The following is a 24,944-nucleotide window of genomic DNA, read 5'->3' as shown; positions in this document are numbered from 1 at the left end:
CGGGGGTCACCGTCCTTTCGGGAGGCCGAGGATGCGCTCGGCGACGATGTTGCGCTGGATCTGGGACGTGCCGGCGGCGATCGTGTACGAGAGCGAGGACAGCCGGTCGAGGGTCCAGTCGCGGCCGAGGTCGAGCGCGTCGGGCCCCAGCACTCCGGCAGCGGCCTCGTACAGCTCCTGGCGGGCGTGCGAGTAGTGCAGTTTGAAGACGGAGCCGCCGGCGCCGGGCACCCCGCCCGTCGCCTGCGCCTCGCTGACGTTCGCCTGGGTGAGCCGCCACAGCGCCTGGAACTCGGCGGAGAGCCTGCCGAGCCGCCGCCGCAGGACGGGGTCGTCCCAGGTGCCGTTCTTCCGGGCGGTGCGGGCGAGTTCGCCGAGGAGGCGGCGGCAGGCGACGACCTCGCCGACGAACGCGGTGCCGCGTTCGAACGACAGGGTCACCATGGTGACGCGCCAGCCGTCGTTCTCCTCGCCGACCCGGTTGGCCACCGGCACCCGCACCTCGTCGAGGAAGACCTCCGCGAACTCGGTCGAGCCCGCGAGGGTCCGCAGCGGCCGGACGGTGATGCCGGGCGCGTCCATGGGCATGGCGAGCCAGCTGATGCCCCGGTGTTTGGAGGGCGCCTCGGGGTCCGTCCGTACCAACAGCTCGCACCAGTCGGCGACCTCGGCGTGCGAGGTCCAGATCTTCTGCCCGGTGACGACGTACGCGTCGCCGTCCCGGACGGCCCGGGTGCGGAGCGAGGCGAGGTCGGAGCCGGCGTCGGGTTCGCTGAAGCCCTGGCACCAGACCTCGTCGCCGCGCAGGATCGACGGCAGCCAGCGCTCGCGCTGTTCGGCGGTGCCCTCGGCGGCGATCGTGGGGCCCGCGTGGAGCAGCCCGACGAAGTTGGCGCCGACGTAGGGCGCGCCGGCGAGTTCGGTCTCCTCCAGGAAGATCAGCCGCTGGGTGGGTGAGGCGTCCCAGTGGACGTCCGCGTATCCGGCGTCGTGGAGCCGGCGCTGCCAGCCGCAGTCGTAGGCGCGCCGGGCCGGCCAGTCGAGCGGGTCGGGTTTCGCCGGGAGGGTGGGCAGTACCGCGGCCAGCCATTCCCGCAGCCGGACCCGGAACTCCTCTTCCTCCGCGCCGTAGGCGAGGTCCATCAGACGAGACCCCGGCCGAGACCCCCGCCGAGGCCCCGGTCGAAGTCCAGGTCGAGCATGCGGATGGCGTTGCCCCGCATGAGTTTGTAGATCGTCTTGTCGTCGAGGCCCTGGACGTGGTCGAGGGCGACCTCCTTGGTGTGCGGGAAGGTCGAGTCGACGTGCGGGTAGTCGGTCTCGAAGGTGGCGTTGTCCCTGCCCACGACGTCGAGGGACGCGATCCCGTGCTTGTCGCGGAAGAAGCAGCAGAAGATCTGCCGGTAGTAGTACGTGGACGGGGGCTCGGGGATCAGGTCGCGGACGCCGCCCCAGGCGCGGTGCTCCTCCCACACGTCGTCGGCGCGTTCGAGGGCGTACGGGATCCAGCCCATCTGGCCCTCGCTGTAGGCGAGCTTGAGCCTGGGGAACTTCACCAGCACGCCGCTGAAGAGGAAGTCCATCATCGAGGCCATCGCGTTGTTGAAGCTGAGGGAGGCCTGGACGGCGGGGGGCGCGTCGGGGGAGGCGGCGGGCATCTGGGAGCTCGACCCGATGTGCATGTTGACCACCGTGCCGGTCTCCTGGCAGACGGCGAAGAAGGGGTCCCAGTAGCCGGAGTGGATGGAGGGGAGTCCGAGGTGGGTGGGGATCTCGGAGAAGGTGACGGCCTTGACGCCCCGGGCGGCGTTGCGGCGGATCTCGGCGACCGCCAGGTCGATGTCCCAGAGCGGGATGATGCAGAGGGGGATGAGGCGGCCGCCGCTGTCGCCGCACCACTCCTCGACCATCCAGTCGTTGTAGGCGCGGACGCAGGCGAGTGCGACCTCCTTGTCGTGGGCTTCGGCGAAGGTCTGGCCGCAGAAGCGCGGGAAGGTGGGGAAGCAGAGGGAGGCCTCGACGTGGTTGAGGTCCATGTCGGCGAGGCGTGCCTTGGGGTCCCAGCAGCCGCGGCGCATCTCGTCGCGGGTGATGCCCTCCAGGGTCATGTCGTCGCGGTCGAAGCCGACGGCGGCGATGTTGCGCTTGTACGGGAACTTGAGGTCCTCGTAGATCCACCAGTCGGTGGGCGGCCCTTCGGGGTCCATCGTGATCTGGTACTTGCCGGCGACGTAGGCGAGCTCGCCGATGCCGGCCGTGAGGGCCTTGGGGCCCCGGTCGCGGTACTTCTTCGGGAGCCAGGTCTCGAAGAGGTGGGCCGGCTCGATCACGTGGTCGTCGACGCTGATGATGCGGGGCAGTTCCGTCATGGAGCCCTCCCGGATTCGGCGGACCGTTCCCGATCCGTTTCTGATGACCCGTCAGATCTGACGGGATCAGGCTAGCCCCGCACCCCTGGACCGACAAGCGCCGGACCTCTACGCTCTCCGCACGATCTGACGGAACGTCAGCCAAGAGGAGTACGGTCATGGATACGGCCCTGGACCAGACCGCGCACGCCCTGGGCGAGTCCCGCACGCTCTGGGAGCTCGTCGAGCGCCGCGCCGCCCTCACCCCCGACCGGCCCGTCCTGCTCCAGGGCGACCGCGTCCTCACCTTCGGCGGCCTCCGCGACCGCGCCGAACGCTGCGCCGCCGGGCTGTACGGGATGGGCGTCCGGCCGGGCACGGTCGTCGCCTGGCAGCTGCCCACCCGCATCGAGACCGCGGTGCTCTCCTTCGCGCTCGCCCGCATCGGAGCCGTACAGACGCCGGTGATCCCCTTCTACCGGGACAAGGAGGTCGGCTTCGCGCTCCGCGAGTCCCGGGCCGAGTTCTTCGCCGTCCCCGGCGTGTGGCGCGGCTTCGACCACACGGAGCTCGCCCGGCGGCTCGGCGCGCGCGGGATCTTCGAGGCGTACGGCCCCGAATCCCTCCCCGACGGCGACCCGGAGATCCTGCCGCCACCGCCCTCCTCCGGGACCGACGTCCGCTGGATCTACTGGACCTCCGGCACGACCTCCGACCCCAAGGGCGTCCTGCACACCGACCGCTCGCTCCTCGCGGGCGGCTCCTGCCTCGCCCACGCCCTGCGCCTGACGGCGGAGGACGTCGGCTCGATGGCCTTCCCGTACGCGCACATCGCCGGGCCCGACTACACGGTGATGCTCCTCTTGTACGGATTCCCCGCCGTCATGTTCGAACAGTTCGCGCTGCCCGAGGCGCTCGCCGAGTACCGCGCGCACGGCGTGACCGTCGCCGGCGGCTCCACCGCCTTCTACGCGATGTTCCTCGCGGAGCAGCGCAAGCAGCCGGGCGAGCCCGTCATCCCCACCCTGCGGCTGCTCGCGGGCGGCGGGGCGCCGAAGCCGCCGGAGATCTACCACGCGGTGCGCAAGGAGCTGGGCTGCCGGCTCACCCACGGGTACGGCATGACCGAGGTCCCGATGATCACGATGGGCGACCCCGACGACACCGAGGAGAACCTCGCGACGACCGAGGGCCGCCCGCCCGCCGGCATGGAGATCCGGATCACCGACTCCGGGGAGGTCCGGCTGCGCGGCGAGGCCGTCTGCCGGGGCTACCTGGACCCGGCCCAGACCGCGGCCGCCTTCGACGAGGACGGCTTCCTCGTCACCGGGGACGTGGGCCACCTGACCCCGAGCGGCCACCTCGTCCTCACGGGCCGGATCAAGGACATCATCATCCGGAAGGGAGAGAACATCTCGGCCAAGGAGATCGAGGACCTCCTCCACGGCCATCCGGACGTCGGCGACGCCGCCGTCATAGGCCTCCCGGACCCCGAGCGCGGCGAACGCGTCTGCGCGGTCGTCGAACAGCCGCCGGGCGCCGCCCCGCTGAGCCTGGGGACGGTCACCGCCTACCTCCGCGAGGCCGGCCTCTCCGTCCACAAGCTCCCGGAACAACTGGAGGTCGTCGCCGCCCTCCCCCGCAACGAGACCCTGCGCAAGGTGCTCAAGTACCAGCTCAGGGAACGGTTCGGCCCGTCGCGCTGACCGCAGCGGGGACGTCCCCGTACACGTCGAAGAGACGCCGGACGCCGAGGGCGGACAGGACCCGGTCGACATGACCGTCCACGCCCTCGATCCCCGTCTCCGGCAGGATCAGGCGGAGGCGGCCGCCGCAGGAGCGCAGGAGACGGCGGGCGGCGATGAGGACGCCGACGCCGCTGGAGTCGCAGAACCGCACGGCGGACAGGTCTATCACCAGGTCGTGGCGGCCGCCCGCGACGGCGTCGTGGACGCGGCGGCGTATCCCTGGGGAGGTGACCAGGTCCAGTTCCCCCCGGATGCTCAGCACCGTCCAGGGGCCGTGTTCGTCCTCGTCGACCTCGATCGTCGTCACGGTCGCCGCCTGCCCCGACACCACCGGCCGAAACCCCCGCGCCCAGGGATGGCGCTTTCCTTACCATCCAGAACCGCGTCAAGGGCGCACTTGCGGCAAACAGGCGTGCGTTGTCGGCACCGCGCATTACTTTGGAGAACGAGGACTCGGGGACCGGCACCGGCAGGGGACGGAGGATTCGCATGGCGATGGAGACACCACCGCGTTGGGACCGCAAGATGCAGCAGCGGCTCGCGCGCGGGGAGGCCGCCGCTCTCGGCGAGTTCTACGACCGCTTCGCCTCGCTCGTGCACAGCCTGGCCCACCGGGTGCTCGACGACGACGCCGCGGCCGACCAGGTCACCCGCGAGGTCTTCGGCTACATCTGGGAGAACCCCGACGACTACGACCCCAAGCAGGGGAACATGCGGTCGTGGGTGGCCCGGCTGACCCAGCGGCAGGCCGTCCACCGGCTGCGGCAGGTCGAGGCGACGGCCTACGCGGAGACCGGGCAGGGCTCCGCCGAGGAGCTGGAGCAGAAGGTGCGGCGGGCCTCCGTCGCGGCCCGCGCGGACTACATCGTGACCTCCATGCCGGCGCCGCTGCGGGCCGCGCTCGAACTGGCCTACTTCCAGCGGCGGGACTACCGCCAGACCGCAGCCGACCTCGGGGTCACGGAGGACGAGGCGCGCCGGCGCCTCCGGCTCGGGCTCCAGCTGCTCTCCTCCGCGAACACCCGCCCCCTGGAAGGCTCCTCACCGCCCGGTTACGGGCGGGCGCTGTGACGGGGGCGAACGGCGACGCGGACGACGTCGCACGCGCCCCGTGGATACCGGGACCGCGCCGGTCGGCGGACGACCACGCGGACCTGTCGTCCGACCCGACGACCGAACCGACGACTGACCCGACGGCTGACCCGACGGCTGACCCGACGACTGACCTGACGGCTGCCACGACGGCTGTCCCGGCGGAGGGCGCGGAAGCCGAGGAAGCCGCGGACCTGACGGCGGAGGCCGTGCCGGGCGCCGACGTACCGGAGGAGCCCGAGGAGCCGGACGTCCCGCAGCTGACGCACCGCGTGCTCAAGTCCCTCCTCGGGGCATGGGCGCTCTCGGCGTGCTCCGCCGGGGAGACGACGGCCGTCGAGGACCACCTCACCGAGTGCGCGCCCTGCGCCGAGGAGGCCCTGCGGCTGCGGGACGCCGTCGCGCTGCTCCACGAGGACCGCGATCTGGACCTCGACCCGCTGCTGCGGTCCCGGGTCCTGGAGAACTGCCTGGGCCGCCGCCCCGCCCGCGTCCCCGTGCCCGAGTGGGTCACGCCGTACGACGCGGAGACCGCCCGGCTCGACGCGCTGCTGCGGGACATCGGCGAGTCGGAGTGGCACGCCCCGGTGCGGCTCAAGTGGTACGAGGACGAGCACGTGATGCGCCGGAAGACCACCGTCGCCGGGGTCATCGGCCACCTCCTCGCGGTGGACGGCCTGGTGACCTCGGCACTCGGCATCACGGACCCGCTGGGCGCGGGCGTACCGGAGCTCTCGCCGACGGAGCGGACCGAGGCGTTCTGGTCGGCGCTCGACCGGCCGCCGAACCGTGCGCTGCGCGGGCCCTGGCGGGACCAGACGCACACCCTGATCCGCACGGTCTCGTTCGCGGGCCGCGGCGTGAGCGACCTCACCGTCACGTACAAGGACTTCGCGCTGCCGCTGCGGGACTCGCTCCTGGAGCGGGCCTTCGAGTGCTGGGTGCACGCGGACGACATCGCCAACGCGGTGGCGTACCCGTACGCCCCGCCGAGCGGTGCCCATCTGCACGGCATGATCGACCTGGCGGCCCGGCTGCTTCCGGCGGCCCTCGCCGGCCGGCGTCGCAGCGGCCTCGCGGCCCCGGCCCGGCACCTCGTCGCGGCCGGTGCGCCCGGCCGCTCGCTCCACCTGGAGGTCGAGGGCGCGGGCGGCGGCCACTGGTACATCGCGCTGGACTCCCCCGCGGCGATCGGCTCGCCTGACCGGGCGGTCGCACAGGTGGCGATGGACGGGGTGGAGTTCTGTCAGCTGGTGGCGGGCCACATCTCCCCGGAGGAAGCGGCGGCCGGCCAGGACGGCGACCGGGAGGCCATCCGCGACGTCCTCTCGGCGGCGGCGTCCCTGAGCCGCCTGTAAAAGCTCCAGGGGTTACGCGAAGACGACCGTGCGGCGGCCGTTCAGGAGGATGCGGCGCTCCGCGTGCCACTTCACCGCGCGGGCCAGCGCCTGGCACTCCACGTCGCGGCCCACGGCGACGAGCTGGTCCGGGGTCACCTCGTGGCCGACCCGCTCGACCTCCTGCTCGATGATCGGGCCCTCGTCGAGGTCGGCCGTCACGTAGTGCGCGGTCGCGCCGATCAGCTTCACCCCGCGCGTGTGCGCCTGGTGGTAGGGCTTGGCGCCCTTGAAGCTCGGCAGGAAGGAGTGGTGGATGTTGATGATGCGGCCGGAGAGCTGCTTGCACAGGTCGTCGGAGAGCACCTGCATGTAGCGGGCGAGGACGACCAGCTCGACGTTCTCCTCGCGGACCAGGTCGAGGAGCTCGGCCTCGGCCTCGGCCTTGTTGTCCTTGGTGACCGGAATGTGGCGGAACGGGATGCCGTACGAGCCGACGAGCTCCGTGAAGTCCGTGTGGTTGGAGACGACGGCGACGATCTCCACCGGCAGCGCGCCGATCCGCGAGCGGAACAGCAGGTCGTTCAGGCAGTGCCCGAACTTGGAGACCATGAGCACGACCCGCATGCGCTCGTCGGCGCGGTTGATGTGCCAGTCCATCCCGTAGGAGTCCCCGACCGCCGTGAAGCTCGCCCGCAGCTTGTCCACGTTCACCGGCGCCTCGGCCGAGAAGTGGACCCGCATGAAGAAGAGACCCGTGTCGCGGTCTCCGAACTGCTGGCTGTCCTCGATGTTGCACCCGGTGATGAACAGGTAGCTCGACACGGCGTGCACGATGCCCTGCTTGTCCGGGCACGAGAGGGTGAGGACGTACTGGTCGGTCATCCCGTCAGCCTGCCACACCGGGGCGGCCCGCAAGAGCCACCGTCCGTCAGGCGGAACGGCTCAGGACCGGGTCATGATACGGAGCACGTCCAGGGAGCGCGGGGGCGTGTCGGGGTCCTCCCCGTCGGCCTGCGCCATCCGTACGTGTGCCTCGCGGGCGGCCCGTACGGCCTCGGGCCAGCCCTGGTGCTCCAGGTAGGCGGAGACGGGGGCGTCGGGGCCCACCTGGTGCATGATCCGCAGCACGCGGAGCACGGCGGCGTCGACGAGGGCGGCCTCGCCGCCGTCGCGGAAGACCGCGCCCACGTATTTCTCGGCGGACCAGTTGTCGAGCCAGGTGTCCTCGACGAGGCGGTAGACGGCGTCGGTGACGTCGCCGTACCCCTCCTGGCCGGTCAGCCAGGTGGTCTCGTGGAATCCGGGGTCGGAGAGCATGTGCAGCGCGGAACGCACGTTGATGCGCCAGCGCCACCACGGCATGTCGTTGAGCGGCATGCCGCCCATGGTGGAGGAGCGACGGCCGCGACGGGAAGAGTTAACCGAACCGGAGACTGGACTGGACACGTTTCGATCGTACGTTCCCTTGCGGCGTAAGCGGACTCACCCCCTCCTCATCGGCGTCCCGCCCCCGTAATTCACCTTCACGTCACCCTTCGTTGAACCGCGCTCACTCCCGCGTTACCCGTGAGGCGGAAATGTGCATGCCCATGACCGGTAGGCGACTGACCTCACTCCTCGCGTACGTCACGACCGCGGCGGCCGGAGCGTCGCTGCTCACCGGGTGTGGCGTGCTCCCTGGGGCCACGGGGGGCTCCAGGGAGCCCGTCACGGTGATGACCTGGGCTCCCGACCAGACCCGAGCGACCAACATGCCCGGAATGCCCGCAATGGCGCAGGCTTATGCCCGTTGGGTCAACTCCCAGGGCGGCATCGACGGCCACGAACTCCGCGTGCTCACCTGCAACGAACAGAACACCAGCGCCGGCGCCGCCGCCTGCGCCCGCCGGGCCGTCCGCGAGAAGGCGGTCGCGGTCGTCGGCTCGTACAGCCAGAACGGCAGCTCGTTCCTCGCCCCGCTGGAGGCCGCCGGCATCCCGTACATCGGCGGCTACGGCATCTCGGACGACGAGTTCACCAGCTCGCTGTCCTACCCCGTCAACGGCGGACAGGCCGCGCTCATCGCCGGCCACGGCATGCAGCTCGCCGAGTCCTGCCGCCGGGTCTCCCTCGTCCGGCCCGACACCGTCGCCGGCGACCGGCTCCCCGACCTCCTCAACTCCGGCCTCCGCAAGGCCAGTCACCGCAGCGCCGTCGACATCCCGGCCGTCGAGGACGCCGCCGAGTACACCGAGCAGGCCGGCCGGGCCCGTGACAAGGCCGGCGCCGAGAAGGGCTGCGTCACCGCCGTCCTCGGCGAGCGCACCCAGACCTTCTTCGACTCCTTCCGGCGCCTCCCGGAGGACGGGAAGAACGACGAGTCCGGCAAGAAGGGCGACCCCGTCCGCATCTCCTCGGTGCTCGGCAGCGTCGCCCAGCCCGTCATCGACCGCACCGGCGGCGCCCACAGCCCCTTCGAGGGCGCGTACGTCACCGGCTGGTACCCGGAGGCCTCCGACAAGAGCTGGGCGCCGATGCGCAAGGTCATCCAGGAACACGCCTTCGCCGACAACCGGGTCGACCCGGCCGACACCGGCGTCCAGACCACCTGGATCGCCTACACGGTCCTCAAGTCGGTCGTCGAGTCCCTCGACAAGGACCAGATCACCTCCGAGCAGATCACCCACGCCCTCGACCAGGGCGCGCGCATCGACACCGGCGGCCTCACGCCCACCCTGCGGTGGAAGTACGAGGACCTGCTCGGCGCCCCCGGCCTCACCCGGGTCGTCAACCGCGAGGTGACGTTCCAGGTGGTCCGCCAGGGGCGGCTCGTGGCGGAGAAGCCCGGTTTCGTCGACGTCGGCGAAACCGTCCTCAGCGTCCCGTAACACCCTCCGCTAGAGCTGGGTGGGCGTCCGCTTGTCCAGTCCGTACTTCGTGGCGGTCGGGTTCCACAACCCGGCCGCCTGCCGCTTGGCCGCGGTGGCCTCGCCGCTCGCCTTCTCCGCCTCGGCGAGACGGTTGGTCCGCTTGGCCTTGCCCTTGCAGGCCTTCTTGGCCTTCATCTGGTCGGCCCAGGCCGCGTAGTGGTCGTCCGCGGCGGCCGAGGCCCGCCACGCCTTCGTCAGCGCGGACGTCAGCGCCGGACTGTTCGGGAGCTTGTCCACCGAGAGCGTCTGGAGCTTGGTCACCAGGCCCCGGCGCTGCTCGGCGGCGCCCCGCAGGTCGTTCGCCGCCTTGTCGAGGTCCTTGCACTGGTTGATCTTCGCGACCGAGCTGATCACCGTGTCCCGGCTGCTGTTGCTGGTCGCGAGGAGCTTGTCCAGCTCCTTCGCCTGCGGCTCCGCCGGGTCCGCCGGCTTCTCCGAGGGCGGCGCCTCGGTCGAGGCGGAGGGCGCGGCGGAGCTCGCCGCGACGTTCTGCCCGGGCGTCTTGGGGTCCTTCTCGTCCTCGCCGCTGAGCAGCATCCCGGCACCGAGGCCGACGACCGCGCAGCCCACGACGACGGCAGCGATCAGCGCGACCGGCGACTTGCGGCGCGGCGGCTCGGGCTCGTCGTCGTAGTAGGCGTCCTGGTACGCGTACTGCTGCGGGGGCTGCGGCGGCTGGTAGCCGTGCTGCGGCGGCCCCTGGTGCTGCTGGTGCTGCTGCTGGTACGCCGGCGGGGCGGGCTGCTGGTGCTGCTGCGGCTGGTAGGCCTGCGGCTGCTGCGGGGCGCGCGGCGCCTCCGTACGGAACAGGTTGTCGAACTCGGCGGGCGGCTGCCGCTCACCGGGCTGCTGGGCCTGGGCCTGGGCCTGCGGCGGTACGGGGGCGATGTACTGGGTCGCGTCCGAGGCGCCCGCGGCCTGACCGGGCCCCTGGTGCGGGAGCGAGCCCGTCCCCAGGAACTGGGTGTCGGAGCCCGCGCCCGGGTGCGGCGGCACGGCGGCGATGTGCTGCGTCGCCTGCATGTCGGCGGCGGCCTGGGCCGCCGGCGGCGGGTAGCCGTACCCCGGCTGCGGGGCCTGGGCCGCGGGCGGCGGGTAGCCGTACCCCGGCTGCGGGGCGTGCACCGGCGGCATCGCGCCCGGGACCGGCGCGATGTGCTGGGTCGCCTGCATGTCGGCGGCGGCCTGGGCGGCCGGCGGCGGGTAGCCGTACCCGGGCTGCGGCGGGACCTGCTGCGGCATCTGCGGTATCGGCGGCGCCTGCGGCGGGATGGGCGCGAGGTACTGCGTGGACTGCATGTCGGCGGCGCCCGGCGTCGCCTCCGGGGGCAGCGGCTGCGCGGGCGGCAGCGGCTGCCCGCCCGGCTGACCACCGGCGGGGCCCCAGGCGCCGTCCCACGACTGAGCTCCCCCATGGGCACCGTCGTGCGCGGGGGGCACCGCCGGGTACTGCGGCTCCGGACCCTGTCCGTTCTGCGTCACCGGGACTCCTACTGATGGACCGACCTACGGAATCGTCGGCTCACGCTACCGGGTGCGCGCAGGGCTCCGCACACACGTGTGAGCCCGGTTACACAACCTTCTTGCGCGGCGACGGGTCCGGGGGCGGCTAGGCGGCCGACAGGTCCATCCGCGCCCCGAACTCCCGCACCACGGCCTCTCCCGCGTACGGCTCCAGGCTGTCCCGCAGGTCGTCCAGGTACTCCGCGCCCCGCGACGACCGCAGCGTGCCGAGGAGTTCCAGCGCACGCGTCCCCGTCCGGCAGGCCTGCTCCACCTCCCGCTGCTGCACCTGCGCCGAGGCCAGCAGGGCCAGACCGATCGCCCGGCGCCGCGCCCGCGTCTCCGGATGCCCCGCGATCGACTCCCGCGCCGCCCGCGCCGCCGCCTCCGCCTGCCCCAGGTCCCGGTAGCAGTGCGCCAGTTCGTCCGCGAGATAGGCCTGGTCGAAGTGCGCGATCCACACCGGGTCGTCGCCCGCCTCCGGATCGGCCTGCTCCAGCGCCCGTACGGCACGGCCCGCCGCCGTCTCGAAGGAGCTGAGGTCCCCGAGCAGCGCGTGCCCGCGCGCCTCGGCCGCGAGGAACATCGCCTCCGCCCGCGGCGGCACCTTCCCCCGCGCCCCTTCCTGCGCCGCCCGCGCCAACTGGGCGATCTCCCGCGGGTTGCCGAGCTGCGCGGCGAGGTGGCTCATCGACGCGGCGAGGACGTAGCCGCCGTAGCCCCGGTCCCCCGCCGCCTGCGCGAGCCGCAGCGCCTGGATGTAGTACCGCTGCGCGAGCCCCGGTTCGCCCGTGTCCACCGCCATGTACCCGGCGAGTTCGGTCAGTCGCGCGGCCGCCGCGAAGAGCTGCCGGCCCACGGCCTCCCGGTACGAGCCGGACAGCATCCCCGACACCACGCTGTTGAGGTAGTGCACCACCACCGGCCGCACGTGACCGCTGCCGAACCGCCGGTCGAGGTCGACCAGCGCGCTCGTCATCTCCCGTACCGCCGCGACGTCCGCGACCCCGACGCGCGCGCCCGCGAGCCGCGCCACGTGCGCGTCCGGCCCGGTGATCAGCCAGTCCCTGCTGGGCTCGACGAGCGCGGAGGCCGCGACCGTGGAGCCCGTGAGGAAGTCCCGGCGGCCCACGTCGCTGCGCCACAGCTCGCAGGCCTGCTCGATCGCCCCGAGGACGGTCGGCGCGAACTGGAGGCCCACGCCCGCGGCGAGGTTCCGGCCGTTCGCCATCCCGACCTCGTCGATCGTGACCGTCCGGCCCAGTTTGCGGCCCAGCGCCTCCGCGATGATGCCCGGCGCCCGGCCGCGCGGCTGCTGCCCGCGCAGCCACCGCGCCACCGACGTCTTGTCGTACCGCAGGTCGAGGCCACGCTCCGCGCCGACCATGTTGACCCTGCGGGCGAGGCCGGCGTGCGAGCAGGCCGCCTCCTGGATGAGGACTTGGAGCCGTTCGTTGGGCTGACGCGCGACAAGTGGCCTGGCTGCCATGAGTTACCCCCTGAGGCCGAGCGGTGATCACAGGTGCAGTGATCACGGGAAGTGATCAATGCCCGGCGAATATCCGGTCAATGCCGATGTGAACACGCGAAACCGGACAGGCCGGCCGCGACGCTGCCGCCGGCGCCCCCCACTGACGCGTCCACGGGCACGCAGCCATGACGGCCGCGCACCGATGGGCACGCACCCGTGACGGCCGCGTACCCACTGGTACGTACCCACCCCCGCTCCCCGGCCTCCCGCGCGCCCCCGTCGGTGCACCCGTGCGCCCCATGTGCAGGATCGATGCGTCACACCGCTCTTCCCCACGCCCGTAACCCCAGGTGACGGGGGCAGTTGTGTTCACCGTGGAAGAGACCATCGGAGTCACGGAAGCCGCACAGATCCCCCAGCAGCGAGGCGAGCAGCTGCTGGACAGCGCCGTGCGGTACGCGGAAGAGCGGCACTGGGACGTGTTCCCCGGGACCTGGCTTGAGGCCGTCGAGGGCAGGGAGCGCTGCTCCTGCGGCGCGGAGTGCGCCGTCCCCGGCGCGCACGCGGTCAAGCCCGACTGGTCGACCCAGGCCACGGGGAGCGGCGTCGGGGCGCGGCGCATGTGGTCGAAGACGCCGAAGGCGTCGATCCTGCTGCCGACGGGCCGGACGTTCGACGCGATCGAGGTGTCGGAGTCGGCCGGTTTCCTCGCGCTCGCCCGGATGGAGCGCATGGACCTGACGCTCGGCCCCGTGACCTGTACGCCGGACCGCCGGATGTTCTTCTTCGTCCTGCCGGGCGCCGCCGCCAAGGTGCCCGACCTCGTCCGCAAGCTGGGCTGGGTCCCGGGCGCGATCGACCTCGCGACGCGCGGCGAGGGCCATTACGTGGCGGCCCCGCCCACCCGGATCGGCGGCGTCGGCGCGGTGCAGTGGGCGCGGCGCCCCACCCCGGCGAACCGCTGGCTCCCCGACGCGGAGGAACTGATCAGTCCCCTCGCGTACGCGTGTGGCCGGGAAGCGGCGGAGGCGCGCAGCCGGGCGCAGTGATCCCTGGGCCGGGCCAGGTCTCACCCGTATGGTGGTGCCCGTATCCACGGGGACAACCGAAGGGTTGACGGACCATGCCTGACCAGGCATTTGACGGAGTTTTTGACAAGGCGGGCGCCACAGCGGGCACCGCACCGGGTGCCGGTGCGGTGCCCGCTGTGCGTGTCGAGGGGCTGTGGAAGCGTTTCGGCCAGCAGATCGCGGTGAACGGGATCGATCTCGTGCTGCCCGCGGGGAAGTTCATCGGGCTCGTCGGGCCCAACGGGGCCGGCAAGACCACCACCCTCTCGATGATCACGGGCCTGCTCCGGCCCGACCACGGGCGGATCCTGGTGGCCGGGCACGACGTCTGGGCCGACCCCGAGTCGGTCGCCGAGGTCAAGGCGCGGATCGGCATCCTGCCGGAGGGGCTGCGGCTCTTCGAGCGACTCTCCGGCCGTGAACTCCTCGCCTACAGCGGGCGGCTGCGGGGGCTGCCCGGTGCCGAGGTCGACAAGCGGGCCGCGCAGCTCCTCGACGTCCTCGACCTGACGGGCTCGCAGAACAAGCTGGTCGTCGACTACTCGACCGGCATGCGGAAGAAGATCGGCCTGGCGGCCGCCCTGCTCCACAACCCGGAAGTGCTCTTCCTGGACGAGCCGTTCGAGGGCGTCGACCCGGTCTCCGCGCAGACCATCCGCGGGGTCCTGGAGCGGTACACCCGGTCGGGCGCGACCGTCGTCTTCTCCAGCCACGTCATGGAGCTGGTCGAGTCGCTCTGCGACTGGGTCGCCGTGATGGCGGCGGGCCGGATCCGCGCGCAGGGCCCGCTCGCGGAGGTCCGCGGCGACCGGCCCTCGCTCCAGGCGGCGTTCCTGGAACTGGTCGGGGCGAGCGGGCACGAGACGGCCGGGGACTCCCTGGACTGGCTGGGCGGCGGGGCGGGCGCCTCGGGTACGGGCTCCGCGGGCTCGGCGGGTGCCTCGGGTACGGGCTCCGCGGGCGGGGCGCAGCGATGAGCACGACCACCGCCACCTCGCCCGCCACCGGCACCTCCCCCGTACCGTCGCTGACGTCCACCTTCGTACGGCTCAAGCTGTCGCTGCTGAAGAACGGGCTGCGGCAGTCGGGCGGGCGGACCGCCGCGTACATCGTCTCGATCGTCTTCGGCGTCCTCTTCGCCGCGGGCATGGTGCTGGCGTCCGTCCTGCTGCGGGGCAGCTCGTCGGCCGGCACGATCGCGGTCCTCCTCACCGGGACCCTCGCGCTGGCGTGGACGTTCATGCCGCTGTTCGTGCCGAGCGGGGACGAGACCCTCGACCCGTCGCGGCTCGTGATGCTGCCGCTGCGGCCCCGGCCGCTGGTCCGGGCGCTGCTCGTGGCGTCCCTGGTGGGCGTCGGCCCCGCCATCACCCTCCTCCTGGTGTTCGGCTCGGCCCTTTCGGTCGCGCGGGGCGCGGCGGGCGTCGTCGCCGCCGTCCTCGCCGTCCCGCTCGTGACGGCCGTGTGCGTCGCGCTGTCCCGGGCGGTGGCCGCCGCCAACGTCCGGCTCCTGACCTCCCGCAAGGGCCGGGACCTGGCGCTGCTCAGCGGCCTGGTGATCGCGGTCGGCATGCAGGTGGTCAACTTCGGCGCCCAGCGCCTCGGCCAGGCCGGCGGTATGGGCCCGCTCGAACCGGTGGCGGCCGTCGTCGGCTGGCTGCCGCCGGCCGCGGCGATCGGCGCGGTCGACGCGGCGAGCAACGGCGACCACGTGGTGGCGGCGGCCCGGCTGCTGCTCACGGCGGCGGCGCTCGCGGGGCTCGTCCACTGGTGGCAGCGGAGCCTGGTGCGGCTGATGGTCGAGCCGGACGGTTCGACGATCGGCGCGTCCTCCGGCTCGGACGTACGGAAGAAGTCCGGGGGTACGGGGCTGCTCGGCCGGATCCTGCCGGGCGGGCGCACGGGCGCGGTCATGGAGCGCAGCCTGCGCTACATCTGGCGCGACCCGAAGACGAAGGCGGCGTGGGTGACCTCGCTGGCCATGGGTCTGATCGTGCCGCTGTTCAACGCCCTCCAGGGCGTGGGCACGATCTACTGGGCGTGCTTCGCCTCGGGGATGCTCGGCGTCCAGATGTACAACCAGTTCGGGCAGGACACGTCGGCGTTCTGGATGGTCGCGCAGACCATCTCGACGAAGGACGACGCGTACGCCGAACTGCGGGCACGGGCCCTGGCCCTGCTGACGATCACGCTGCCGTTCACGGCGCTGGTGACGGTGGCGACGGCCGCCGTCCTCGGCGACTGGTCGGCCCTCCCGGAGGCGCTCGGCCTGGCGCTGGGCCTGCTCGGCGCGCTGGTGGGTTCGGGCGCGGTGGCCTCGGCGGTCTTCCCGTACTCGATCCCGCAGGACAGCGGCTACAAGAACGTGGTGCCGGGGCAGGGCGGGCTGGCCTGGATGTCGATCCTGGGCGGCATGTTCGGCTCGGCGCTGCTGTGCTCGCCGCTGATCGGCGCGACGGTCTACCTGCACCTGTCCGACCAGGAGTCCGCGCTGTGGCTCCTCCTCCCGGCCGGTGTGCTCTACGGCGCGCTGCTCGTCTGGGCGGGTCTGAAGGTGGCGGCCCCGCGCACGGCGCGGCGGCTGCCGGAGATCCTGGCGGCGGTCAGCAAGGGGTGACCCGAAGGCCTCCGCCGGTGCTCTCCGGAGCTCTGGAGTAGATCAAGTCCCTTGCCTCCCCGGTTCCTTGGCGGCAGTGTCGACCGCACCATCTGACCAATGGTTCCGGGGGGACAAGAGCATGAAGATCAAAGAGACCTTCCTGTCGGCGTGCGCCGTGGCCGCGCTGCTTGCGTGCACCGCCGCGTGTACGTCCGACGGCGACGGGCCGGCCGACAAGGCCGGGCCCACGACCGCTGCCGCGTGCAAGAACGGCACCTACACGTGGTTCAACGTGGACAAGAAGGACGTCCTGACGGGCATCAGCGAGAAGCAGAAGATCGGCAAGGGGGGCGGCGACCTCGCCTCGACCCTGAAGCCGCTCCACACGCCGCGCACGGCCGTCACCTTCGAGAAGGGCGCGCGGGGCGACGCGAAGGCCGCGCTGCTCTCGCTGGGCAGGCGCGTCGGCGAGGTGAGCGCCGAGGACGACGGCGTGAGCCACGAGTTCGCCAATGTCCGCAGGCAGGTACCGAGTCTCGTGAGCCACACCCGTGTCACCGGCGCGGGAAACTTCGTCGACTACGCCTGGGTGGAGGAGGTCACCGGCGACTTCCGGTACACCTGCGGGACCGAGAAGCCGGTGACGGGCCGGGCCGTCGGGTGGACCATCGACGGCGGGGGCATCCTGGAGTGTTCCGAGCCGGTGGTGGAGCAGCGCGAGAGGCACGCCATGGAGGCGGCCCTGCTGGCCTGCGGCCCGGACGCTCCGGCGGCGAAGGGCCGGTCGAAGTCAGGCGGGTGAACGGCGCCGCATGAGGGAGGCGAGCGCCGTGACGCCGATGACGAGGGCGAGGGAGCGGAGGGGGAGGAGCGTCCCGGGGGCGTCGTCGATGACGTCGATGCCGTTCCCCACGGCGCCGATCCAGACCGCGGTGCCCACGAGGACCATCGGCCAGACCTTCCGCTCCCCGCTGATCCGCATCCCCGCCCACAGGACGAACGGCATCGCCAGGAACGTGTTGATCAGCGCGTTCGTGAAGGCCTGGTCCGCCGAGTAGCCGGGGGCGGCGCCCAGCGTCGAGGCCGCCTGGCTGCTGAAGGACAGGCGCAGGGTGTCGGACAGGACGAGGTGCGCCGCCGCGACGGCGAGCAGCGTGACGATCAGCGCCTTGAGGAGCCGGGGGGCGGTCGCGGTACGCGGGGACGGTGCCATGCGGCCGACTATACGCAGTGCGTATACACCGGGTTTATAGGGGGTGGGGAAGGAGCTCGACCGGGGCGCCGGCACCGGCACGCACCGCCACGGCACCGCCCCTGATCTCCGACCCGGAGCGGGAGTCGGGGTGAGCTCCGGGTGGGCTCAGGGTGATCACCGATGAGCAACAGGCGGTGCGGGCACGAAGGTTGGACCAGCCGCAGTCAGGCGAAGACCCGAGCCGCCCGCCCCGTCCCCAGGAGCCACCGATGAGCGCCCTCCCCCGTACCCTCAGCCGCCGCCTCGCCGCCACCGGCCTCGCACTGGCCGCGTTCACGGCCGGCGTCGGCGCGGCCCCGGCGGCGACGGCCGCCCCGGCCTCCCACCACTCCCCCGACGCGGTACGGGCGTTGCTCGCCACGATCCCCGACGACGTGACGGACGCGGCCCTGGTGAGGGTGGCGGGTCAGGGCATGCGCTCGCCGTACACGGGGACGGCGGGACCGGTGGCGGCGGACGCGCGGTTCCCGGTGGGGAGCGTGACGAAGGTGTTCACCGACGCGGTGATCCTCCAGCTGGTGGCCGAGCGCCGGATCGGCATCGACGAGCCCGTACGCCCCCACCTCCCGGAGCTGATCCCGGCCGCGTACGCGGACGTGACGGTACGCCAACTCCTCGACCACACCAGTGACTTCCCCCGCCCGGCACGGGTGCCGCTCGACCCGCGCGGGGTGGTGACCGCGTCCTTCGAGGGGGACGCGACGGCCCGCCCCGGCCACGTCCCGGCGCCCGGGACCGTCCAGCAGTACAACGGGCTCAACAGCTTCGTCGCCGGGCTGCTGGTGGAGCGGGTCACGGGCCGCACCTTCGCCCAGGAGCTAGACCGGCGCGTCCTGCGCCCCCTGGCCCTGCGCCACACCGCCCTCTCCGAGGAGCCGGCGATCGCCTGGTCCTGGGCGGAGGGCGGACTGACGTCCACCGCGGCCGACCTGGACAGATTCCTGCGCGCGCTGCTGGACGGGCGGCTGCTGCCTCGGGCCCAGCAGCGGCACCTCTTCGAGATACCCGCGGTCCCCGGCGGCCCCGAGAACACCAGCTGCCCGCCGGCCACGGCCTGCTTCAGCGCAGGCGGGCTGATGGGGCTCGACCTGAACGGCACGAAGGTCTGGGGCAAGACCGGCTCCAGCGGTGGCTGGACGAGCGGCGTCTTCGCGACCACCGACCCGCACGCGCACCGTCGGGTCGTCTACACCCTGCGCCCCGACGCCCAGGCCACCCCGAAGCAGCAGCGCGGCCGCGTCGAGGCCGTGGTGGGGGCGGCGGTTCACACCTTCCGTCGCGCGCACACCTCCTCAAGCGTGTTGGTCCCGGGTTCCGCGGGGAGCGGGGGCTGACCCCACCCTTGATCGGCCGGACAGCCGGATGGCCCGGCGGGTCCCGTGTCGGCGACGGTGGGGAGGTACCCAGCAAGTCGCCTACAGAGAAGGCAAGATCGTGCGCATCGTCACGGCCACCGCCGTCGCCCTGGCCCTCGTCGGCGCAGCCGCGCCGGCCGCCACCGCCCATCAGCCGGCCACCGACGGAATCTGGCGCACCGACGGCTACGGCACGGTGCTGTCCATCCGGAACGGAACCCTCCAGGAGTACCAGACCACCGCCGTCAGCTGCATCGCGGGCGACACCGCGCGGCGGACCGGCCCCGGCACCTACACCACGCCCGGGGGTGGCACCGTCTTCACCGTGCGCACCCGCGGGGACCGCGACCGCGCCTCCGTACGACTGGACGGCGACGTCGGTGAACGGAACCTGCGGCGGATGGCGGAACTGCCCGACGCCTGCGCGCCGTCCACCCCCGGGGGACCGCTCGCCTCCTTCGACGTCTTCTGGCAGTCCTTCGAGGAGAACTACCCCTTCTTCGCCGCCAAGGGCATCGACTGGCACGCCGTACGCGACCGGTACCGGCCCACGGTCCACGAGGGGACGACCCCGGACGAACTCTTCGCCGTCTTCGGCAAGATGGTCGAGCCGCTCCACGACGCCCACGTCGCTGTCTTCGACGTCGACGCCGACGCCGACGGCATTCCCGACCGGGCGTTCGCACAGGTCCGCCCCGGCACCGTCCGGCCCGACGGGAAGCTTGACGCCAAGGTCAAGAAGTTCGTGGTGGAGCGCGACCTCAAGGACGCCCGGAACGTCCAGGACTTCGCCGCCGGGCGGATCACCTACGCCGACCTCCCCGGCGGGCGGGGCTACCTGCGGATCTCCGGCTTCGGCGGCTACGCGGGCGACGGGGCCTCCTACGCCGCCGAGCTGGCCGAGCTCGACAAGACGCTGGACACGATCCTCGACCGGGAGCGCACCCGGCACCTGAAGGGCCTGGTCATCGACCTGCGGATCAACGGCGGCGGCTCCGACGCCATGGGGCTCCACCTCGCCGGGCGGCTGACCGACACCCCCTACCTCGCCTACTCCAAGCGGGCCCGCAACGATCCCGCGGACCCCACCCGGCACACGCGCCCGCAGCCCCTGTACGTCACGCCCGCCCAGGGTCCCCGCTACACCGGACCGGTCGCCGTTCTGACCGGAGGCTCGACCGTCAGCGCGGGAGAGACCTTCACCCAGGCCCTCATGGACCGGCCCGGCCGGACCGTGCGGATCGGGCAGCCCACGCAAGGCGTGTTCTCGGACGTCATGGTGCGCAAGCTCCCCAACGGCATGTCGGTCTGGCTGCCGAACGAGGAGCTGCTGACCCGGTCGGGCAGGACCTTCGACGGCGCGGGCATCCCGCCGCACCTCACCGAGCCGGTCTTCACCACGGAGGAGTTCGACCGGAACGAGGACTCGGCCTTCGACCGGGCCGTAGAGGTCCTGCGGGACTAGGTCGTGTCCGGCGGATCAGGCCCCGCGACCCCGACCTTGGGCGACGCTCCCTAGCGGGCGGCGAGGGTGGTGCGGAGCTGGGCCGCCCAGGCGCGCGGGTGGGTGGTGTTGCCGTTGTGGCCGCCGGGGAAGGCGGTGACCTCTCGGCCGACCAGTGCTCCCAGGCTGTGGGCGGCCTGGTAGTCGAAGACGGTCGTCGGGGTGGTGCGGCCGGTGGCGGGCAGGATGCGGGTCGTGGTGGCGGCGAGGCGGTCGCGGCAGCCGGGGTCGGTGCGCAGGGCGGTGAACTCCGCGGTGATGAAGTGGGCGAAGTTGGCGCGGCGGCGGTCGTCCATCGGCTGCGGGGTCAGGTCGGGTTCCGCGCCGGGCTGGGCCGGGTCGATGCCGAGGGAGGCCGCGATGGCCGGGAGTGCGGCAGGCAGGCCGCCCGCCGCGAACAGGTCCTGGAGCTCCGCCAGTTCGTGGCGGTGGGCGTCGGAGTCCGCGTCGAGCAGCCAGGGGGCGACCGGTTCATGGGCGATGAGGGTGTCGAGCTGGTCCGCGTGCTCGGCGGCCAGGTGCAGGCCGATGACCGCGCCGAAGCTGCATCCGAGCATGAGCGCCGGGCCGTCGGCGACGTGGGCGAGGAGGCGGTGGGCGTCGTCGGTGTGGTCGGCCATGGTGACGGGCCGGCCGGGGGCGTCGAGGGTGCTGCGGGACAGGCCGCGCCGGTCGTAGGTGAGGACGGTGAAGTCGTCCGCGAGGGCGTCGACGAGGTCGGTGGTGCGGCCGGCGTCGCCTTCGCCGCTCTGCGAGATGAAGAGAAGCGGGCCGGTGCCGCGCTGCTCGAAGTAGAGGGTCGCGCCGTCGACGGTCAGCAGGCCGGTGGTCATGGGAGTTCCTCCTTCGTCGGGTGTGGACCCCACAGTAATCCATCAGATCTGATGCATCAAGAGTGATGCATCTACATTGATGTACCTTGCTGGAGTGAACGGCATGGATCTGGCCCTGCTGGGCCGCACGTTGATGAAGCTCGGCGAGGCCGCCATCCCCACCGAGGGCATCGGCACCCACGGGACGAGCGCGCAGTCCGTGATCATCGTCGCGGCGGACATCAAGGCCCACCCGGGCACGCCCGTCAAGGACGTCGCCGCGAGGACCGGGTTCCCCCAGAGCAAGGTCTCGGCCTGCGTGGCGCGCCTGCGCGAGGCGGGTGCGGTCGAGACCCACACCGACCCCGCCGACCGCCGCCGCACCCTCATCAGCCCCGCCCCGACCGCCTCCCCCCGTGTCGCCGAGGTCCGCTCCGCCGACATCGACGGCGTCCTCACGCGCGTACTGGAGGACCCGGAGCGACTGGCCGAGGTCAAGGCCGCGCTGGCGGTCGTCGCCGAACACCTCGGCCCGAGCGTCCTCGCCCGCCTCGGCGACTGAGCGCGACCCGACCGATCCTGAATCCGAGGCTCCCCCCGGGATGCCCGGCATGCCCGGCAGGGGCGGGTCATGATCGAAGTAAGCTGGTCCGTTGATCACTCAAGAGGAAAGACGGGCAAGGAACTTGAATCGCATACGAACGACGGTGGCGCTCGGTCTGGTGCTGTCCGCGGCTCTCGTGACCGGATGCTCCGGAGGCGCGGAGCCCGATGCCAAGCCCAGTGGCGGGGAAACGGGCAAGGTCACGGAGTCCGCGTCCGCGTCCGCGGCACCGAAGACCCCGGTCTTCAAGGGCAAGCCGGTGCCCGGCCTGGCCGCGAAGCCGGCCTGGAGCCTGGCGAGGGACGAGGCGGGGAACTGCGCGGGCAAGGCGTCCGTGAAGGACGCGTCGCGGAACGACATCTGCACGGTCGGGGACGCCCTCATCGTCACCAGTTACACCAACGGGCCGGATGGCACGGGCGTCTTCACCGCCCGGCTCCTCGACGCCGAGACCGGCAAGCTGCGCAAGAAGCTCGACTTCGTCCACCCCGCGGGTGACGGCAGGCCCGAGTCCGCCTCGGCGGTGACCATCGCGCAGGTGGGCGAGTGGCGGGACGGTTCGCCGGCCCTGCTGATCCGCAGCCGCGTCGACACCCCGGCGAGCGGCCTAAAGAAGGCCTCGTCCCAGACCGTGCTGACCATGTACGCGCCGTCCGGCGAGAAGCTGGGGAGCTCCTCCTTCGACGAGGACACCCACATGTCCACCCCCGTCCGGAACGGCTACATCGTGGACGCCAGCTCCATCGGCGCCGGCACCACGTTCACCCCGATCGGTGACGGGGAGACCGTGACCAGCGAGGCCTCGGCCTTCGACCTCAAGGGGACGGTCGGCTCCGGTCTCGGCTACTACTCGGAGCCGGACATCTCCTACCAGCCCTCCGCCGACTGGCTGATCGCCAAGGACGTCCGTACGGACAACAAGGCGTGGACCAGCGAGGACCTCACGCCGCCGGCCCCCATCGCCAAGCTGGTCACCTCGGACAAGGCGACCAGTGCGCGGCTGATGCCGTTCCGGGGCGACAAGGCCCTCCTCGAATGGTCCTCGTACGGCGACTCCGAAGCGGTCATCACGCTGATCGACGTCAAGAGCGGCCGCCGGCTCGCCGAGGGGCCGGCCATCGACACCAACGGCACCACCGACGACGACGGCCTCGCCGTCTCCCCCGACGGCAAGACCGCCGTGGTGCAGTACGGCAAGGGCGCGGTCGCCTGGAACACGGAGACCGGCAAGGAGCTGTGGCGCCAGGCGGATGACGAGGTGACCATCGGGCCGGGCGACCTCCCGGGCAACGGCGTCCTCTACGCATACCTGGACGGCGTCGGAGCCGCGCTCGACGCCGACGACAAGAAGCTGCTGGCCTCCGACATCGCGGAGATGCCGCAGTTCACGACGAACGGCTACGCCGCCATCCACACCTCCGAGGGCCTCTTCGTCTTCGCCACCCAGCCCGTCTGACGGACGCCCCGCCCCCGGTTCAGGGGGCTTCGGTCGAGGACTCCGCCTCGCGGGACATCACGTACGTGTTCCCGATGTCGGGATCGCCGACGAAGAAGAACAGCTCCAACGCGTCGCGCTCATCGCGGCGCACGTAGAAGTCCCAGGAGTAGACGGAGGGCGGGTCGGCGGTCAGGGTGGGTGCGACCGGGACCGCCGAGGGGGAGGGCGAGGGTGACGGTGAGCGGGTCGTGACCTTCGTCCGCTTCGTCAGCTCCAGCCGGACGCTCTGCCCGCCCTTCTCGTCGGCGAGTTTCCACGTCCCCGTACCGAAGAGGCGCCAGCCGTCCTCGAAGGCGAAGTCCGGCCCGTCGAGCGCCTCGACCTGGGCCGTCCCGTCCTTACGGAGTACGACCCGGGTCCCCTCGATGTTCTCCCACGCCCCGGCGACCTCGGCCGCCGTGGCGTCGTGGACCCCTGTCCCCTCGTAGTACTGATACGGCCCGGCGCACCCCGTCAGCACGACCAGCGCCAACACGAGGCCACCCATGGCGGACCCCCACGCGCGCACCCCACTCCCCCGCACCACCACACCCACCTCCGAGTCGATGGGTGACACCTTGCCAGAGCAGTTGAACGCGTTCAACTCTCAAAGTCTCCTTGAACGCGCGATGCCGCGAAACCGCGAAGCCGCTGGTGGCCGATCCGGTCGGACGGCTGGGGATGACAGCGCGGATACCGCCTTGGCGGAGGTGACTGCGGATCGCGCGGGACGAGTACGCGCGGTCCGCGAGGACGGCGTCAGGCGGGGTCCTGCACGACTGTCGCTGGCGAGGTGGAGGAACAGTCAAGACCTGTGCACGAGGGGGCCGGCCGTCGGCTGGCGAGGGGGCTTGAGTCTCCCGTAGGGGGAGACACCAAGCTGTGGGCATGGACGGCGACACGCTTTACTCGATCGGCGAGCTGGCTCGGCGGACCGGTCTCACGATCAAGACCATTCGGTTCTACTCCGATCGAGGAATCGTGACGCCGACGGACCGCAGCCCGGCCGGCTACCGCTTGTACAACATCGACGCCGTCGCTCGCTTGGACCTCGTGCGGACCCTGCGGACACTGGGGCTGGACCTTCCCACGATCCGCAAGATCGTCGATCGGGAGCTCTCGCTCCCCGAGGTCGCCTCGGCGCATGCCGAGGCACTCGCGGTGCAGATTCGCATCCTGCGTCTGCGGCACGCGGTGCTGACAGTCGTGGCCGAGCGTGGGCTCACTCCCGAGGAGACCGATCTCATGCACCAGCTTGCCCAGCTTTCCGAGGACGAACGCCGAGAGCTCATCGGTGATTTCCTCGACACTGTCTTCGACGGTCTCGGCGCCGACCCGGCATTCGCAGGGGTCATGCGCTCGATGACCCCCGAACTGCCGGATGCTCCCGAGGCGGAGCAGGCCCGAGCATGGGTGGAGTGGGCCGAACTGGCCCTGGACCCGGACTTCCGTGCCGGCGTGCGACGAATGGCCGAGGATCTGGCGGCCGAACGGGCACAGAGCGACACCGCGGGCCCGCGCCGCGACTTCGCCGCAGCTGTCCGTGACCTCGTCGCCCCGGCCCTGACAGCGGGCATCGACCCGGCCTCCCATCAGGCCGATCCGATCGTCGCGGCGCTTGCGGATCACTACGCGCACATCTGCGGCCGCCCTGACGACGCCGAGCTTCGCCGTCGGCTGCTGCTCCGGCTGGAGAGTGCGAACGACCCGCGCAGGGACCGGTACTTCCAGCTACTCGCAGTGATCAACAGCTGGCCTGCTCCGGAGAGCCTGGCGCGAGTGCTCGACTGGTCCGTCGAGGCCCTGCGCGTTCGGACGCAGCGGTAGTGGGCCCGGAACCGTCTCTGCCGGGGCCGG

Annotated in this window: 23 protein-coding genes and 1 pseudogene; 13 read left to right on the top strand and 11 right to left on the bottom strand. The window is 72.1% G+C overall.

Features of this window, described 5'->3' with window-relative positions:
• Positions 1 to 6: 6 nt before the first annotated feature.
• A complete protein-coding gene (locus tag ACZ6K0_RS01780) occupies positions 7 to 1,143 on the bottom strand; it encodes an acyl-CoA dehydrogenase family protein (protein ID WP_376408935.1) in 1,137 nt (378 codons plus the stop codon).
• Positions 1,143 to 2,369: an amidohydrolase family protein gene (locus ACZ6K0_RS01775; protein ID WP_376408938.1), complete on the bottom strand. Its 1,227-nt coding sequence runs from the start codon at positions 2,367 to 2,369 to the stop codon at positions 1,143 to 1,145. Before ACZ6K0_RS01775 ends, ACZ6K0_RS01780 begins: the two co-directional genes overlap by 1 nt.
• Positions 2,370 to 2,539: 170 nt before the next feature.
• Here ACZ6K0_RS01775 and ACZ6K0_RS01770 point away from each other — a divergent pair, with 170 nt between their 5' ends.
• The gene (locus ACZ6K0_RS01770; RefSeq protein WP_469229667.1) at positions 2,540 to 4,054 is read left to right on the top strand and encodes a class I adenylate-forming enzyme family protein; all 1,515 of its coding nucleotides are present in this window, start codon (positions 2,540 to 2,542) and stop codon (positions 4,052 to 4,054) included.
• Here ACZ6K0_RS01770 and ACZ6K0_RS01765 read toward each other — a convergent pair.
• Entirely contained in the window at positions 4,026 to 4,403 is a 378-nt protein-coding gene (locus ACZ6K0_RS01765) for an STAS domain-containing protein (RefSeq protein ID WP_376408941.1), read from the bottom strand. The two genes, ACZ6K0_RS01770 and ACZ6K0_RS01765, sit on opposite strands and share 29 nt — an antisense overlap.
• 182 nt (positions 4,404 to 4,585) lie before the next feature.
• Between ACZ6K0_RS01765 and ACZ6K0_RS01760 the strand changes: the two genes are divergently transcribed.
• Positions 4,586 to 5,167, top strand: coding sequence for a sigma-70 family RNA polymerase sigma factor (locus ACZ6K0_RS01760; protein ID WP_376408944.1), 582 nt, complete (start codon positions 4,586 to 4,588; stop codon positions 5,165 to 5,167).
• The gene (locus ACZ6K0_RS01755; protein WP_469229205.1) at positions 5,164 to 6,546 is read left to right on the top strand and encodes a maleylpyruvate isomerase N-terminal domain-containing protein; all 1,383 of its coding nucleotides are present in this window, start codon (positions 5,164 to 5,166) and stop codon (positions 6,544 to 6,546) included. The genes ACZ6K0_RS01760 and ACZ6K0_RS01755 overlap by 4 nt, the downstream gene beginning before the upstream one ends.
• Positions 6,547 to 6,558: 12 nt before the next feature.
• On the opposite strand, the gene purU is transcribed toward ACZ6K0_RS01755, so the two are convergent.
• Positions 6,559 to 7,410 (bottom strand): formyltetrahydrofolate deformylase, encoded by an 852-nt coding sequence (purU, locus tag ACZ6K0_RS01750; RefSeq protein WP_376408949.1) that lies wholly within the window; start codon positions 7,408 to 7,410, stop codon positions 6,559 to 6,561.
• Between the two features lie 60 nt (positions 7,411 to 7,470).
• Positions 7,471 to 7,914: an SCO4402 family protein gene (locus ACZ6K0_RS01745; RefSeq protein WP_376408952.1), complete on the bottom strand. Its 444-nt coding sequence runs from the start codon at positions 7,912 to 7,914 to the stop codon at positions 7,471 to 7,473.
• 191 nt (positions 7,915 to 8,105) lie between these two features.
• On the opposite strand from ACZ6K0_RS01745, the gene ACZ6K0_RS01740 reads away from it, so the two are divergent.
• Positions 8,106 to 9,395 carry an ABC transporter substrate-binding protein gene (locus ACZ6K0_RS01740; RefSeq protein ID WP_469229203.1) on the top strand — a complete coding sequence of 430 codons (1,290 nt, stop codon included), beginning with the start codon at positions 8,106 to 8,108 and terminating at the stop codon, positions 9,393 to 9,395.
• Positions 9,396 to 9,404: 9 nt separating this feature from the next.
• Here ACZ6K0_RS01740 and ACZ6K0_RS01735 read toward each other — a convergent pair whose 3' ends face one another.
• Both ACZ6K0_RS01735 and ACZ6K0_RS01730 read right to left on the bottom strand, forming a co-directional pair.
• Entirely contained in the window at positions 9,405 to 10,919 is a 1,515-nt protein-coding gene (locus ACZ6K0_RS01735; protein WP_469229201.1) for a hypothetical protein, read from the bottom strand.
• Positions 10,920 to 11,046: 127 nt separating this feature from the next.
• Positions 11,047 to 12,429 (bottom strand): transcriptional regulator, encoded by a 1,383-nt coding sequence (locus tag ACZ6K0_RS01730; protein WP_469229200.1) that lies wholly within the window; start codon positions 12,427 to 12,429, stop codon positions 11,047 to 11,049.
• Positions 12,430 to 12,776: 347 nt separating this feature from the next.
• Here ACZ6K0_RS01730 and ACZ6K0_RS01725 point away from each other — a divergent pair, with 347 nt between their 5' ends.
• From ACZ6K0_RS01725 to ACZ6K0_RS01710, 4 genes are all read left to right on the top strand, one after another.
• Positions 12,777 to 13,460, top strand: coding sequence for a bifunctional DNA primase/polymerase (locus tag ACZ6K0_RS01725; protein ID WP_469229198.1), 684 nt, complete (start codon positions 12,777 to 12,779; stop codon positions 13,458 to 13,460).
• 74 nt (positions 13,461 to 13,534) lie between these two features.
• Positions 13,535 to 14,458: an ABC transporter ATP-binding protein gene (locus ACZ6K0_RS01720; protein WP_469229196.1), complete on the top strand. Its 924-nt coding sequence runs from the start codon at positions 13,535 to 13,537 to the stop codon at positions 14,456 to 14,458.
• Positions 14,455 to 16,098 (top strand): transporter, encoded by a 1,644-nt coding sequence (locus tag ACZ6K0_RS01715; RefSeq protein ID WP_469229195.1) that lies wholly within the window; start codon positions 14,455 to 14,457, stop codon positions 16,096 to 16,098. Before ACZ6K0_RS01720 ends, ACZ6K0_RS01715 begins: the two co-directional genes overlap by 4 nt.
• A gap of 121 nt (positions 16,099 to 16,219) precedes the next feature.
• Complete coding sequence (locus ACZ6K0_RS01710; protein ID WP_469229193.1) at positions 16,220 to 16,882, top strand: hypothetical protein; 663 nt, start codon at positions 16,220 to 16,222, stop codon at positions 16,880 to 16,882.
• On the opposite strand, the gene ACZ6K0_RS01705 is transcribed toward ACZ6K0_RS01710, so the two are convergent.
• Positions 16,871 to 17,293 (bottom strand): hypothetical protein, encoded by a 423-nt coding sequence (locus ACZ6K0_RS01705; protein ID WP_400147922.1) that lies wholly within the window; start codon positions 17,291 to 17,293, stop codon positions 16,871 to 16,873. The two genes, ACZ6K0_RS01710 and ACZ6K0_RS01705, sit on opposite strands and share 12 nt — an antisense overlap.
• Before the next feature lie 251 nt (positions 17,294 to 17,544).
• Between ACZ6K0_RS01705 and ACZ6K0_RS01700 the strand changes: the two genes are divergently transcribed.
• Together ACZ6K0_RS01700 and ACZ6K0_RS01695 are read left to right on the top strand one after the other, a co-directional pair.
• Positions 17,545 to 18,669, top strand: coding sequence for a serine hydrolase domain-containing protein (locus ACZ6K0_RS01700; protein ID WP_376408971.1), 1,125 nt, complete (start codon positions 17,545 to 17,547; stop codon positions 18,667 to 18,669).
• 100 nt (positions 18,670 to 18,769) lie between these two features.
• A complete protein-coding gene (locus tag ACZ6K0_RS01695) occupies positions 18,770 to 20,155 on the top strand; it encodes a S41 family peptidase (RefSeq protein ID WP_469229190.1) in 1,386 nt (461 codons plus the stop codon).
• Positions 20,156 to 20,205: 50 nt separating this feature from the next.
• Here ACZ6K0_RS01695 and ACZ6K0_RS01690 read toward each other — a convergent pair whose 3' ends face one another.
• The gene (locus tag ACZ6K0_RS01690; RefSeq protein ID WP_469229188.1) at positions 20,206 to 21,027 is read right to left on the bottom strand and encodes an alpha/beta fold hydrolase; all 822 of its coding nucleotides are present in this window, start codon (positions 21,025 to 21,027) and stop codon (positions 20,206 to 20,208) included.
• 103 nt (positions 21,028 to 21,130) lie between these two features.
• Here ACZ6K0_RS01690 and ACZ6K0_RS01685 point away from each other — a divergent pair, with 103 nt between their 5' ends.
• Positions 21,131 to 21,568, top strand: coding sequence for a MarR family winged helix-turn-helix transcriptional regulator (locus ACZ6K0_RS01685; protein ID WP_469229665.1), 438 nt, complete (start codon positions 21,131 to 21,133; stop codon positions 21,566 to 21,568).
• Positions 21,569 to 21,692: 124 nt separating this feature from the next.
• A complete protein-coding gene (locus ACZ6K0_RS01680) occupies positions 21,693 to 23,066 on the top strand; it encodes an outer membrane protein assembly factor BamB family protein (RefSeq protein ID WP_469229183.1) in 1,374 nt (457 codons plus the stop codon).
• A 19-nt stretch (positions 23,067 to 23,085) separates the two neighbouring features.
• Here ACZ6K0_RS01680 and ACZ6K0_RS01675 read toward each other — a convergent pair whose 3' ends face one another.
• Positions 23,086 to 23,595 (bottom strand): hypothetical protein, encoded by a 510-nt coding sequence (locus ACZ6K0_RS01675; RefSeq protein ID WP_469229181.1) that lies wholly within the window; start codon positions 23,593 to 23,595, stop codon positions 23,086 to 23,088.
• Between the two features lie 116 nt (positions 23,596 to 23,711).
• A pseudogene (locus ACZ6K0_RS01670) lies at positions 23,712 to 23,860 on the bottom strand (IS5/IS1182 family transposase); the annotation flags it as partial.
• Between the two features lie 115 nt (positions 23,861 to 23,975).
• Here ACZ6K0_RS01670 and ACZ6K0_RS01665 point away from each other — a divergent pair.
• Complete coding sequence (locus ACZ6K0_RS01665) at positions 23,976 to 24,914, top strand: MerR family transcriptional regulator (protein WP_376408986.1); 939 nt, start codon at positions 23,976 to 23,978, stop codon at positions 24,912 to 24,914.
• Positions 24,915 to 24,944 lie beyond the last annotated feature (30 nt).

This window comes from Streptomyces sp. NPDC042346 (genome assembly GCF_055581845.1).
Note: the sequence above shows the minus strand (reverse complement) of the source record. Positions and strands in the feature narration are given on the sequence as shown.

Excerpts from the sequence above, each read along its gene's own strand:
- ACZ6K0_RS01780 (WP_376408935.1), bottom strand. The coding sequence starts at position 1,143 with ATGGACCTCGCCTACGGCGCGGAGGAAGAGGAGTTCCGGGTCCGGCTG.
- ACZ6K0_RS01775 (WP_376408938.1), bottom strand. The coding sequence starts at position 2,369 with ATGACGGAACTGCCCCGCATCATCAGCGTCGACGACCACGTGATCGAG.
- ACZ6K0_RS01760 (WP_376408944.1), top strand. The coding sequence starts at position 4,586 with ATGGCGATGGAGACACCACCGCGTTGGGACCGCAAGATGCAGCAGCGG.
- purU (WP_376408949.1), bottom strand. The coding sequence starts at position 7,410 with ATGACCGACCAGTACGTCCTCACCCTCTCGTGCCCGGACAAGCAGGGC.
- ACZ6K0_RS01745 (WP_376408952.1), bottom strand. The coding sequence starts at position 7,914 with ATGGGCGGCATGCCGCTCAACGACATGCCGTGGTGGCGCTGGCGCATC.
- ACZ6K0_RS01740 (WP_469229203.1), top strand. The coding sequence starts at position 8,106 with ATGTGCATGCCCATGACCGGTAGGCGACTGACCTCACTCCTCGCGTAC.
- ACZ6K0_RS01730 (WP_469229200.1), bottom strand. The coding sequence starts at position 12,429 with ATGGCAGCCAGGCCACTTGTCGCGCGTCAGCCCAACGAACGGCTCCAA.
- ACZ6K0_RS01720 (WP_469229196.1), top strand. The coding sequence starts at position 13,535 with ATGCCTGACCAGGCATTTGACGGAGTTTTTGACAAGGCGGGCGCCACA.
- ACZ6K0_RS01715 (WP_469229195.1), top strand. The coding sequence starts at position 14,455 with ATGAGCACGACCACCGCCACCTCGCCCGCCACCGGCACCTCCCCCGTA.
- ACZ6K0_RS01710 (WP_469229193.1), top strand. The coding sequence starts at position 16,220 with ATGAAGATCAAAGAGACCTTCCTGTCGGCGTGCGCCGTGGCCGCGCTG.
- ACZ6K0_RS01705 (WP_400147922.1), bottom strand. The coding sequence starts at position 17,293 with ATGGCACCGTCCCCGCGTACCGCGACCGCCCCCCGGCTCCTCAAGGCG.
- ACZ6K0_RS01700 (WP_376408971.1), top strand. The coding sequence starts at position 17,545 with ATGAGCGCCCTCCCCCGTACCCTCAGCCGCCGCCTCGCCGCCACCGGC.
- ACZ6K0_RS01690 (WP_469229188.1), bottom strand. The coding sequence starts at position 21,027 with ATGACCACCGGCCTGCTGACCGTCGACGGCGCGACCCTCTACTTCGAG.
- ACZ6K0_RS01685 (WP_469229665.1), top strand. The coding sequence starts at position 21,131 with ATGGATCTGGCCCTGCTGGGCCGCACGTTGATGAAGCTCGGCGAGGCC.
- ACZ6K0_RS01675 (WP_469229181.1), bottom strand. The coding sequence starts at position 23,595 with ATGGGTGGCCTCGTGTTGGCGCTGGTCGTGCTGACGGGGTGCGCCGGG.
- ACZ6K0_RS01665 (WP_376408986.1), top strand. The coding sequence starts at position 23,976 with ATGGACGGCGACACGCTTTACTCGATCGGCGAGCTGGCTCGGCGGACC.